10 protein-coding genes are annotated in these 12,643 nt (G+C 49.2%); 3 read left to right on the top strand and 7 right to left on the bottom strand.

Translation table 11 applies throughout. The features are described 5' to 3' along the window. Positions 1-84: 84 nt before the first annotated feature. From HMPREF3093_RS08205 to pcrA, 7 genes are all read right to left on the bottom strand, one after another. On the bottom strand, positions 85-1,464 hold the full coding sequence (locus HMPREF3093_RS08205; RefSeq protein ID WP_070756497.1) for a L,D-transpeptidase family protein: 1,380 nt from the start codon (positions 1,462-1,464) through the stop codon (positions 85-87). 45 nt (positions 1,465-1,509) lie between these two features. Next, on the bottom strand, positions 1,510-2,943 hold the full coding sequence (gene gatB, locus HMPREF3093_RS08200; protein ID WP_070756496.1) for an Asp-tRNA(Asn)/Glu-tRNA(Gln) amidotransferase subunit GatB: 1,434 nt from the start codon (positions 2,941-2,943) through the stop codon (positions 1,510-1,512). Between the two features lie 9 nt (positions 2,944-2,952). Then, positions 2,953-4,419, bottom strand: coding sequence for an Asp-tRNA(Asn)/Glu-tRNA(Gln) amidotransferase subunit GatA (gatA, locus tag HMPREF3093_RS08195; RefSeq protein WP_070756495.1), 1,467 nt, complete (start codon positions 4,417-4,419; stop codon positions 2,953-2,955). 1 nt (position 4,420) lies between these two features. Further along, the gene (gene gatC, locus HMPREF3093_RS08190) at positions 4,421-4,717 is read right to left on the bottom strand and encodes an Asp-tRNA(Asn)/Glu-tRNA(Gln) amidotransferase subunit GatC (RefSeq protein ID WP_070756494.1); all 297 of its coding nucleotides are present in this window, start codon (positions 4,715-4,717) and stop codon (positions 4,421-4,423) included. 60 nt (positions 4,718-4,777) lie between these two features. Further along, a complete protein-coding gene (locus HMPREF3093_RS08185) occupies positions 4,778-6,013 on the bottom strand; it encodes a CamS family sex pheromone protein (protein ID WP_070756493.1) in 1,236 nt (411 codons plus the stop codon). A 14-nt stretch (positions 6,014-6,027) separates the two neighbouring features. After that, positions 6,028-8,037 (bottom strand): NAD-dependent DNA ligase LigA, encoded by a 2,010-nt coding sequence (gene ligA, locus HMPREF3093_RS08180; RefSeq protein ID WP_257244574.1) that lies wholly within the window; start codon positions 8,035-8,037, stop codon positions 6,028-6,030. A 198-nt stretch (positions 8,038-8,235) separates the two neighbouring features. Beyond that, entirely contained in the window at positions 8,236-10,632 is a 2,397-nt protein-coding gene (pcrA, locus tag HMPREF3093_RS08175; RefSeq protein WP_083316330.1) for a DNA helicase PcrA, read from the bottom strand. A 191-nt stretch (positions 10,633-10,823) separates the two neighbouring features. On the opposite strand from pcrA, the gene HMPREF3093_RS08170 reads away from it, so the two are divergent. The 3 genes from HMPREF3093_RS08170 to HMPREF3093_RS08160 all read left to right on the top strand — a co-directional run. After that, positions 10,824-11,732: a PLP-dependent cysteine synthase family protein gene (locus HMPREF3093_RS08170; protein ID WP_070756491.1), complete on the top strand. Its 909-nt coding sequence runs from the start codon at positions 10,824-10,826 to the stop codon at positions 11,730-11,732. Continuing rightward, positions 11,732-12,319, top strand: coding sequence for a serine O-acetyltransferase EpsC (gene epsC, locus HMPREF3093_RS08165; RefSeq protein ID WP_070756490.1), 588 nt, complete (start codon positions 11,732-11,734; stop codon positions 12,317-12,319). Before HMPREF3093_RS08170 ends, epsC begins: the two co-directional genes overlap by 1 nt. 97 nt (positions 12,320-12,416) lie before the next feature. Further along, a partial coding sequence (locus HMPREF3093_RS08160) for a hypothetical protein (protein WP_143227696.1) occupies positions 12,417-12,643 on the top strand: 227 nt, incomplete at its 3' end.

Here is a 12,643-nt window from a genome sequence, read left to right as displayed (position 1 = left end):
TTATATCATATATGATATAATGGGAAATTTGTTTTTACCTCAAGACCTAAAAAAAACGAGACCTACAGGTCTCGTTTTTTGCTATTAATTAAAGACGATAACAGGTGTCCCGTATTCTACGTTCTCGTAGATGGTTGCAGCTGCGTCTAGTGGTGAGTTAACACAGCCCAATGAACCACTATGGGTCCAGACTTCGCCACCAAATTGGCTTTGCCATGGGGCGTCATGAATCCCTTGGGCCTTATCGTCGAAACGCATCCAGTAGTTAACCGGTACAGAGTAGTCTACTCGATAGAACTGGTTGTAACCCTTGAGTCGGGTCCCAGCCAATTTTTCAATGATAGCCCCTGCCCCAGGAACCGTTTCGGCTGCTGGTTGACCAGTGACAACAGGTGCCTCCAAAATTTTCTTATGGTCCTTATAGAGGAACATGGTTTGGTTGGCGATATCGACTTCCACGTAGGTTGGGCCGATATCATCCTTGGCGTTAGGCACGCCACCAGTCGAGTTAACGGCAGGTTCACGTTTAACTGGTTGGTGTGCTAGCAACTCTTGCTCAATCTTATCGACTTCCTGGTCCACTTCAATGCCCCAACCCATAATGCCAGGTGGCACCTCTACTGTACCGCGTAAGGTTGATTTGAACTCACGCGTCTTATTATAGGTAGAGTATTTTTCATTCAATTCTTGAACGTAAGCCTTGATGAGCTCGCGATCGAAGCTGACTTGGTTATTCTCGTCAAAGTGCATCCAAGATTCAATGGTCTTGGTCGGAATTTGAACATCATCGCCGGCAATCTGAAGAACGATTGGGTTCTCACTATACTGCTTGATTAAGCCAATCGCTGACTTCATGGTGTCGCTATCTGCTTGGATAGTTGCCTTAGCATAGGCTTGGCTGACATCCACACTCGTCTTTTCTTGTGTCGCAGCGACCAACATATCTTGGGCCAGGCTATCTGTATCAACCTGAGTCCCTGTCACATCTGACTTCACTTGATAGCCATCTGCTTCTGTATATTCGATGCTAGCATCTGTCGCCGCCTGACGTTGGCTGTTATCAATGCCTTTGGCTGCTAGGACTTGAGCTGCCTTGGTTTTATCTACATGGACCATGTTGGAGTCCACCTTAACATCTTGGTGGCTACCAAAACTCAATGGCCACATCACTGGATCTTGCTGATTGAAGAGTTGACCCACAGCCTTATCCAAGTCATAACTTGGTGATAATTCAGCCAAGGTTACTTGGGCAGTGGTCTTCCCATTCTCTTGCAAGTTAATTTGACGCTTGCCAAGTTCTTCAGCAATCTTCTCTTGGGCTTGGGCTTGAGTTAAGCCCATGAGCGGAATATCTCCAAAGTAGCTACCGAAGGTAAAGCGATCTAGGAAGAAGATCAAGCCCCCGATGTAGGCTACTGCTAATAAACCCAGAAGAATCATGCTGTATTTCAAAAAGCGTTTCATTGGCAAATCCCCTATCTAAAATTATCGTTACTCTCTATTATACGGTTAGATGAAAGTTTGTAAAGTCTTAATCAACAATTGGTTGACGACTTGTGGGTTGGCTTGCCCTTTAGATACCTTCATAATTTGACCAACTAAGAAGCCAACAGCACGGTCTTTCCCGTTACGATAGTCTTCGACAGAGGCTTGGTTGGCCTCCAAGACTTGATCAATAATGGCTTGGATTTGCGCTGGGTCGCTAATTTGGGCCATGCCACGTTCTTGCACAATGACATCCGCATCGCCACCCTCAGTCACCAGAATCTTGAAGAGTTGCTTAGCAATCTTAGAAGAAATGGTCCCTGATTCAATCAAGCGAATCATTTGCGCTAGGTTGTGTGGCGTCAATTGAGTCCCAGACAAGGTAGTTTTAGCACTGTTCAAGTAAGCCGATACTTCGCCCATAAGCCAGTTAGAGGCTTGTTTAGAATCTGCCCCTTCGGCTACGGTTGCCTGGAAGAAATCAGACATTTCCTTGGTCAAGGTTAAGACCATGGCGTCATAGGCAGGTAGGCCGAACTCCTTGATATAGCGAGCCCGACGGCTATCTGGCATTTCAGGAATGGTAGATTTAACCGCTTCTACCCATTCAGGTGCAATGGTAATCCATGGTAGGTCTGGTTCAGGGAAGTAGCGGTAGTCCGCAGACCCTTCCTTAACCCGCATGAGCAAGGTCTTACCAGTCGCTTCATCGTAACGACGAGTTTCTTGACCAATCTTACCACCTGCTAAGAGCACTTGAGCTTGACGCTTTTCTTCGTAGGCCAAGCCCTTCTTAACGAAGTTGAAGGAGTTGAGGTTCTTGAGCTCAGTCTTGGTCCCGAAAGCTTCCTGGCCATAAGGACGTAGGGAAATGTTGGCGTCGCAACGCATAGACCCTTCTTCCATCTTAACGTCAGAAACTTCCGTATACATGATTTTCTCGCGCAAAGCTTCCAGGTAAGCATAAGCTTCTTCTGGTGAGCGAATGTCCGCTTCAGAGACAATCTCAATCAGAGGAGTCCCTTGACGGTTAAGGTCGACATAAGAATAGCCATCAGTGGCGTGGGTATTCTTACCTGCATCTTCTTCCAAATGTAGACGTTCGATGCGAATACGCTTGGTTTGGCCATCGACTTCAATATCAATGTAACCATTTGACCCGATTGGCGTATCAAATTGAGAAATTTGGTAGGCCTTAGGGTTATCTGGGTAGAAGTAGTTCTTGCGGTCGAACTTCATTTCAGGCGCGATTTGGCAGTTAAGCGCTAAAGCTGCCCGCATACCAAATTCAATGGCCCGTTTGTTAACTACTGGCAAGACACCAGGGTAGCCCCAGTCGATTTCGTTGGTGTTGGTGTTAGGTTCGGCCCCGAAATGTGCAGGCGATGGGCTGAACATCTTGGAATCAGTCTTCAATTCCACGTGGACTTCAAGTCCGATAATCGTTTCAAAATTCATAGCGGTCTCCTATTCTACGGCTGCCCGTGGGGATTGGTTGACATAGTCATGTCCGGCTTCGAAGTTAGCAGCCACTTGATAGATGGTCGCTTCATCCAATGGCTTAGCCATGAGTTGCAAGCCGATAGGAAGCCCTGCTTGGTCTAAACCAGCTGGCACTGACAAGGCTGGTAGCCCGGCCAAGTTGGCTGGAACGGTCAAGAGGTCAGCCACATACATTTCGATTGGGTCTTGGATCCGGCCCCCGATTTCAAAGGCAGTTGAGGTGGTCGCAGGCCCCATGATTACATCACAGGCTTGGAAGGCTTGCTCAAAGTCTTGGATAATCAAGGTCCGAACTTGGGCTGCCTTCTTGAAGTAAGCATCATAGTAACCTGAGCTCAAGCTGAAGGTCCCTAACATGATCCGGCGTTGTACTTCTGGCCCGAAACCTTCCGTCCGAGATTGCACATAGACTTCTTCCAGGGTTTGCGCGCTTTGCGAACGGTAGCCATAGCGAATCCCGTCAAAGCGTTGTAAGTTAGAAGAGGCTTCTGAAGAGGCTATAATATAGTAGACATTGATCCCATACTTAGAGTGCGGCAAGGAAATCTCCACGATTTCTGCTCCTTGGCTTTCGAAGTAGGCAGCGGCTTGATCCATGCGCTCGCGAATTTCTTGGTTGATGGCTTCTGAGCGATAATCCACTGGGAAACCAATCTTCAGACCAGCTAAAGGTTGGCCAATCTTCGCACTATAGTTAGTATCAATTTCAGGCAAGGAAGTGGAATCCTTAGCATCGTGACCGGCAATGGCTTCTAAGACCAGGGCATTATCGGCCACGGTTAAGGTCATTGGCCCAATTTGGTCTAAACTAGAACCAAAGGCGATAAGGCCATAACGAGAAACGGAACCGTAGGTTGGCTTCATCCCCACTAAACCAGTAAAGGCTGCCGGTTGGCGGATACTCCCCCCAGTGTCGGTCCCTAAGCTGGCTGGCACTTGGCGAGCTGCTACGGCTGCCGCAGAACCACCAGATGACCCACCTGGTACGCGATTCAAGTCCCAAGGGTTACGCGTTGTCTTGAAGGCCGAGCGTTCACAGCTAGCCCCCATGGCAAACTCGTCCATGTTGAGTTTCCCTACAATGATGGCACCGGCTTGGTGGAGTTTTTCTACGACCGTCGCATCATAGGTTGGCACGAAGTCTTCCAGCATGCGGCTGGCAGCAGTGGTTACCAAGCCCTTGGTTACGATATTATCTTTAACCCCGATCGGAATCCCGTTAAGGATTGGCGCATCCGCCCCATAGCCACGTGCATCCGCTTGAGCTGCGGCTGCTAGGGCCAAGTCTTTGTTGAGGGCCAAGAAAGCTGCCACTTGTGCATCTGTCGCTTCAATACGTTCGAAAGCCGCCCGCACCAAGTCTTGGGATGTAAATTTACCGGCTGCTAAGCCTTCTTTCATGGCTAAGATTGTCGTTGGATATTGGGGCATCTTAGGCTTCCTCACTTTCCATGATGGCTGGTACTTGAATGAAGCCATCCTTGCTAGTTTTAACATTAGCTAATAATTGCTCCCGCTCAACGCCTGCTTGGGCCTTGTCTTCACGGAAGACATTGAGGAGTTGGTTGCCATGGTAAGTCGGTGCCACCCCTTGGGTATCCACTTGTTCGAGTTGCTCAACAAAGTCGATAATAGCATTGAATTCCTCGGTAAAGGCATCAATCTTGCTGTCATCGAATGAGAGTTTCGCCAATTTGGCGACGTGTTTGATATCGGCTGGTTGGACCATGCGATTCTTCCTTTCTGATACTGACTTTATTTGCTGGTTGTTGAAGGGACGAGCGACCCCTTATTTTAGAATTTGCGATTGATACTGGTTGCTACCCGCCGGCTTGGTAATAACAGCTTCGGTCCCTTCTGATGACTCAATCCGCACTTGCAAATCCAGTCCTTCAGGGAAGGTATTCTGGGCGACATCCGTCACATGCTGGGTCAGAGCGGTAATCTCCGTTAAATCATAGAACTGGGTCACGATATTAATCTTAAGAGAAGCTAGGCTGCCGTTGATATTGAGGGCTTCAGCCGTAATCCCATTAAGTTTAGGGAAGAAGTCGCTGACCTTGGTCCGGAATTCTTCAAAACCTGGGTATTGATCGTTACTACCTTGGTTGGTCCCTACAAATGGCAGGAGAGCCCGGCTTTCGTTATGCTCGGTCCAATCGGTTACGGCATTCCCCTCACGGGAAATCCCATCTAAGACGAAGGTCCCACCCACCACATTATTGGCAGGGGCTTGACTGAAAATGGCCACAGAAATTGGCACAGAACGCAATTCAGGGGTTGCCCTCAAACGACCCACGATGGTGTTGGCGTAAGCTTTACCCCGCTCCCGCATTTCCCCGATCGAGATTTCCTGACGGTGCACCACGTTATTGGAGTCGGTATATTGGTATTCACTATTCATGGCCAAACCGATGACAATCCCAGATAGAGAGTAGCCATCGTTGGTTTCGACCATAATGTCTTTTTCCATGATTTGGGCCAGGTAAATTGGCGTTGCAGCCGCATCCGTAATTACCTGATCATTGGAACTTGATTCTGCACTAGACGATTCTTCCTGGCTTGACTCACTACTTTGCGCCGAAATGGTGCTTTCAGCCTTACGCTGTTGCTCGGCATCATCCGGCAGACGAGGGTTCAGCCCTTCTGGGTTATCATCTGATTCACGGCCCGTCCAACGGGTCATGGTCTCAAGATTAATCAAGGTTCCTTCCTGCAGGAAATATTGGTTGGTTGGAAAGACGCCTTTGGCAATCCGCAGGAGCCCTTCTTCAAAGGCACGGATATTACCGGCGGAACTAAGGTTGCTGTCAGAGCTGCTGGCCACCCCTAATTGGTAGCGACCATTGCTGATAACTGCCCGATAGTTTTCACTAGACAGCTGGTTCTGAGTGGTCTGCACCACCACCTGGTTAGGTCCTACCACTGGTTTTTTGGTATTTTCGGCTTCTAGGTTGTTAAGACACCCTGCCAGGGTCAGACTGACTGCCGCGAGGGTCAGTCCCTTCTGCCATTTATTTTTCATATTTTCACCACTTTTTATAGATTTGCTAAGAAACTGGCTTCGTCAAGGATGGTTATACCCAAGGACTCCGCCTTGCTTAATTTGCTTCCGGCTTCCTGCCCGGCCACCAAATAATCGGTCTTCTTGGAGACACTACCGGTGACCTTAGCTCCCCGCGCTTCTAAGAGCTCCTTGGCTTCAGAACGCGAGTAGCTTTCCATGGTCCCGGTCAGGACAACTGTTTTGCCTAACCAGAAATCATTGGCTGAGGCACCTTCCGCCACTTCAAGAGGCTGTGGGCCCTGATAGGTCAGGTTAACGCCTGCCTCTGCTAGGCGTTTAAGCATGGCTTGGCTGGATTCCAAAGCCAGATATTGCACTAGAGACTGGCTGATAATTGGCCCGACTCCTTCAATGGCCCCAATTTCCTCGGCAGTCGCCTGGCTTAATCTATTCAAATCACCAAAGACTTGCAAGACTAAGCGCGCCGCCTTGGCGCCCACATGTCGAATGCCCAAACCGAAGAGCAGGCGCTCAGCGGAGTTGGACTTGCTGGCTTCAATGGCAGCCAGTAATTTCTGGGCGGATTTTTCTTGTATTTTATCCAAACTTAAGAGGTCCTCTAAGGTCAAGCGATAGAGATCATCTAATTCTGTGACTGCTTGACTAGCGACTAACTGGTTAAGAATACGTGGTCCCAAGCCCTGAATGTTCATAGCACCCCGAGAAACAAAATGGCTCAAGAGGGCTAGGCGTTGGGCCGGACAGACCAGGTTAGGACAGCGTAAAGCCACTTCTTCACCCTGACGTACTAAGGCCGTCTGACATTCCGGACAATGAGTCGGAATGGCCAGGGACTGACTGTCTTGGGGCCGTTTGGCTAAAAGCACTGAGGTAATCTCTGGAATAATGTCGCCCGCCTTATGAATCGTGACTTGGTCTCCAATTCGCACATCCAGGCTCTCAATCAAGTCCACATTATGGAGACTAGCGCGTTGAACCGTTGTTCCTGCCAATGGCACGGGATCCATAATGGCAGTTGGTGTCACGACACCCGTCCGCCCCACGGTCCACTCCACCTCACGCAGGGTGGTCACCGCTTCTTCAGCCGGGAATTTATAGGCAATGGCCCAACGTGGTGCCTTGACCGTAAAGCCTAAGGCCTGTTGCTGGTCAATGCGGTTAACCTTGATGACCACGCCATCAATCTCATAAGGCAAGTCATGGCGCTGTTGACCAATCATTTGGATATAATCAATCACTTCTTCAGCCGCCTGACATTCACGTCTGAGCGGATTGGTCCGTAGCCCCAATTGCTCAAAGGCAGCAAAGAGACCGGCCTGACTCTCAGGATGAAATTGGTCCGTGTAGACTGCACTGTAGAGGAAGATATTCAGTTGGCGGTCAGCCACCGCACGCGGGTCTAACTGACGTAAGCCACCAGCCGCCGCATTGCGGGGATTTTTAAAGATTTCTTGGCCTTGGGCTTCGCGCTCCTCATTGAGTGCAAGGAAGACAGCCTTAGGCATGTAACATTCACCGCGTACTTCTACTGACAGATTTTGTCTTAGACGTAGAGGCAAGGAGCGAATGGTACGAAGATTCTGGGTGATGTCTTCGCCAATTGTCCCATCCCCCCGCGTGGCCCCACGTACAAAGACGCCATCCTGGTAGGTAAGGGCAATGGCTAAGCCATCGATTTTACATTCACACATGAAGGAGACAGGACCCTCGACTTGCTGGGTCACCCGCTCAATAAATTGTGTCACTTCTTCTGGACTGAAGGCATTGCCTAGACTATACATGGATTCTGCGTGAGCCACTTTACTAAAGCCTTCTAAGAGCTGATCCCCGACCCGTTGGGTAGGCGAATCTGGCGTAATCCATTCTGGATGCGCCGCTTCAATTTCTTCCAGTTCCCGATAGAGGGCATCATAGCTTGCGTCACTGACCAGGGATTGGTCTAGAACATAGTAATGGTAGGCATAGTCATTTAATAAGTGCTTGACTTCTTCAAGGCGTGCCTGAAGGTTTTGGCTTGGCATTTTCATTCTCCTTCATATCCAGGTCAGCTAGTGAGCCATGGGCCCACTACCCTATTCTACATTATAGCGCATTTGAGCGAATTTTTCTCGGAAAATGCGAACTTTTTACAAAAGTGCAATATGCCCTCCCGAGGCGACCATTATCGAACACCTAAGTCATACAAAAAAGCTGAGACTTAAGTCTCAGCTTGGCTTATTCTATTCACTTGCCTTAGTCAATGGGGCATAGGCTGCCATCAAATCCTTGATGCCTTGCGAGGCGAAGGCCACGCTCAGTAGTTGGTCTTTGCCAGCCTTAGCCACCTTAACAATGGTGCCCTGGCCGAAGGTCTTGTGGATGACCTTATCCCCGACCTGCCAAGTCTGACCTGCTCCACTTGCGGAAGTGCTAGCCCCAGCTACTGGCCCCTTATGGCGAAGGGCTGCTTGATTCTTAAGGCGACGGTCACCCGTTTCTTGCTTGCGAATGGTCCGACTAGGTGCGACATTGGCGGTTGGCTGATGATGCAAGCCCGTCCAAGAAGAGTTGTCAGACCAAGTCTGCTGCCAGCTACTTTGGCCATAGGCGCTTGACTGACGGCCTGACCCTAGCCACTCGACCAAATCAGGTTGGATTTCATCCAAGAATCGGCTAGGTGGATTGGTCACGGTTCGGCCATATTGCAGGCGTCGCTTGCTAGCGGTCAGATAGAGGGCGGATTCAGCCCGGGTCATGCCTACATAGGCCAGACGTCGCTCTTCTTCTAGCTCATCAGGATTCTCACTAGCCCGTCGCAGTGGGAAAAGCCCCTCTTCCATGCCCACCATAAAGACATAAGGAAATTCCAAACCCTTTGCTGCATGCAGGGTCATGAGGGTCACCTGATCTAAGGCCTCTTCCTGATTGTCTGAGTCGGTCATGAGGGAGACATCAGTTAAAAATTGGGTCAGTGGCGCCAAGGCTACTTCTTCCTGACCCTGGGTCTGGGCCAAATAATCAGGATCTTGTTCCAGAATCGCCTCCCGCTCCGTTTGGTCGAACTGGGTGACGACTGAGGCAAATTCTTCCAAGTTCTCCAGACGGTTAGCCGCCTCGACCGTCCCTTCTTCCTTGAGAGACTTAAGGTAACCCGTCTTATCCCAAACTTCTTCCGTTAAGTCCCGGAGTGGTAAGAAAGGTACTTGCTGGCGCAGGGTCTCAATCAAGTGAGCAAAGTCCAGCAGCTTTTTCTGAACACTGGCTGAGAAATTGGAGAAATGCAGGCGCCCAATGGCCTCAAACCAGGAGACTCCGAGAGAATCCGCGAATTCAGCCAACTTAGTCACTGTTGTTGCCCCAATTCCCCGTTTAGGCACATTAATAATCCGGTTAAGGCTGAGGTTGTCATGTGGATTATCCAAAAGCCGCAAATAGGCCAGAGTGTCCTGTATTTCCTTACGAGCATAGAACTTAAGTCCCCCCACTACCTTGTAGGGCATATTGGACCGCAAGAGAGCTTCTTCTAGCCCCCGTGATTGGGCTTGTGTCCGATAGAGCACGGCTACTTGGCTATAGTTGGCACCTTCTTGGTCCCGCAAATGCCGAATGGTTCGCGTAACAAAATCAGCTTCTTCCAAATCACTATCGGCAGAGTAGATTTGAATCTTTTCCCCTACTTGACCATCACTCCAGAGCTGCTTATCCTTACGCTGGAGGTTATTTTCAATCACACTGTTAGCGGCCTTAAGAATAGTTTGAGTTGAACGGTAATTCTGTTCTAGCAAGATTACCTTAGCTTGAGGGTAGTCCTGCTCGAAGTTAAGGATATTAGCCATGTTAGCTCCCCGCCAACCATAGATAGATTGGTCGGCATCCCCCACCACGCAAATATTCTTAAGCAAACCCGCCAGGAGCTGAACCAGACGGTATTGGCTGTGGTTGGTATCTTGGTACTCATCTACATGGATATATTGGAATTTCTGCTGATAGAACTGGCGAACGGTCGGATTCTGCTCAAGAAGTCTAACTGTCAGCAAAATCAGGTCATTAAAGTCCAGCGCATTGGCTGCCTTAAGTCGCTTCTGATAATTACGGTAGATATTGGCATGAATCTCATGAATATAGCCACTATCAGAAGCTAGGAAATCATCCGGCAAATAGCCTTGGTTCTTAGCCGCATCGATGACCCAGAGCAAGTCCTTGTAGTTATACTGGTCACTGTCCAAGTTCAAGTCCCGCAAGACCTGCTTCATCAGGGTCTGCTGCTCGCCCTGGTCAATAATGGTAAAGTTCTTGGCATAGCCCAGCGTCTCGATTTCCCGACGCAGAATACGGGCACACATAGCGTGGAAGGTAGCCACCCAAATAGAAGAAGCCTCTTCTCCCACTAGACCTTGGACCCGTTCTCTCATCTCGGCTGCCGCCTTATTGGTGAAGGTAATAGCCAGGATATTCCAAGGATTGACTTGCCGCTCCTGAATCAGGTAGGCAATGCGGTGGGTTAAAACCCGCGTCTTACCACTCCCTGCTCCGGCTGCAATGAGGACAGGCCCTTCCGTGGTCAGAACCGCCTCTCTTTGTTTTGAATTTAAGCCTTTAATCAACGTGTCTAGCGCCGTCACGTGCCCAACCTCCATCTTCTAAATCTCAGCTCCTATTATAGCAAATCCTGAGACTAAACTCACCTTTCAAGTCAAAAACTATAGCTGGTTATATGAAATTAAGATAGCCAAAATAGCTTTAAACCCGCGCCAGACATACCAAACTGTGTTATACTAATCAACAATAAGTCGGCTGATGATAGCCAAATATGAAGGAGTTGAACTATATGTCCCAAACCTCATTAGAATTTATCGGTAATACCCCTGTCTATCAATTAGACAATAGCAATATCTATGTCAAACTCGAGAAGTACAACTTGGGTGGCAGCGTCAAAGATCGTGCCGTTCTGGGTATGATTCAGGCAGCTCAAGCAGCAGGTGCAGTAACGCCTGAAACTATCTTTGTTGAGCCAAGTTCTGGTAACACTGGGATTGCGGTCGCCCTTCTGGCCTCTGTCTTGGGTCTCAAGGCAGTTGTCATCATGCCTGAAAGCTTTAGCGTGGAGCGTCGCCAACTTATCAAAGCCTACGGGGCACAACTCGTCTTGACTCCAAAAGAAGGCGGCATGAAGGCTGCCATCGCTAAGGCAGAAGAAATTAAGAGCCGTTATCCAAACGCTATTATTTTGAGCCAATTTGATAACCCAGCTAACCCAGCTTACCACCACCAAACTACAGGTAAGGAAATCCTAGAACAAGTGCCAGAACTAGATATTTTTGTCGCAGGGATTGGGACTGGCGGCACCTTCACAGGGGTCGTGGAATACTTAAATGAACACAAACCTGGCGTCTTGGCGGTTGCTTTAGAACCAGAAGATTCACCTGTTATCAGCCAAGGCCGGGCCGGCGCCCATAAGATTCAAGGGATTGGGACTGGCTTCCTGCCAGGTAACTTCAAACCTGAATTAGCCAACCAAGTCCTGACTATCAGCAATGACGAAGCCTTCGCTGAAGCCAAAGACTTTATCCGGACGACTGGTATTGGGGTCGGTATTTCGTCTGGAGCAGCCTTGGCCGGGGCTAAGAAATTAGCTGCCCAATATCCTGACAAAAAAATTGTGACCATCTTACCTGATGGCGTAGAGAAATATCTCTCCGTCTTGGACTTTGAAGGTGGGAACTACGTCCAAGTTTAATGTCTTTCTGGCAACGACTTTCCTATAATATTCAACGCGTCATGGCCCTTGACCCTGCTGCCAAGTCGCCTTGGATGGTCTTCTGGACCTATCCACATATTAAGGCTCTCAACTACCACTACATTGCCCATGCGCTCTATGTCAAAGGCCATCCACTTCTGGCTAGACTCTTAGCCAAACGCGCCCGTCGCGTGACCGGGATTGAAATTCATCCTGGCGCCCAAATTGGCCCTGGCCTCTTTATGGACCATGGCATGGGCATCGTCATTGGCGAGACAGCCATAGTTGGCAAGGATGTCACCCTCTATCAGGGCGTGACCCTCGGCGGAACCAAGTTAGACCCCGTCAAGCGCCACCCAACGCTTGAAGACCATGTCCTGATTGGAGCGGGCACCAAGATTCTGGGTAATGTCACCATCGGCCAAGGGGCCAAAATCGGCTGTAATGTCGTCATCAAGCAAGATGTGCCTGCAGGTGCCATCGTATACGAAGCCCCCGTCTGGATTAAGTACCCGGGGCAGGACCAAATTGTGCCTTTCTACAAGACTTCTACTAGCTCTGCTTCAGAGCCAAAGGCTAAAGGCTGAGACAAGTGTCTCAGCCTCTTTTTTGGATTGGCAATCAAAGACAAGAAACCTAACCTTATGCTATAATAAGGCAAAGACTATCTTAGGAGGTTTTTCAATGAAACAGAATAATAATCATGCGATGTTCACAGCCTTACCATTCGGGATTTTCTTCATCCTCATGGGTCTTTGGGCTGTTCTCAATATCCCGAGTGCAATCAATAAACAGGATCAGGTCGGCATTATCATATCTAGTATCTTTGGCCTACTCTTTATCCCTATGGGCATCAGCTTCATTTTCCTGGCTTTCAAAAGCAGACGGGAAACCAAGGCACGCTACGAAGC

The sequence above is a fragment of the Abiotrophia sp. HMSC24B09 genome (genome assembly GCF_001815865.1).
GTDB lineage: Bacteria > Bacillota > Bacilli > Lactobacillales > Aerococcaceae > Abiotrophia.
This window is presented reverse-complemented; position numbering and strand designations above follow the sequence as displayed.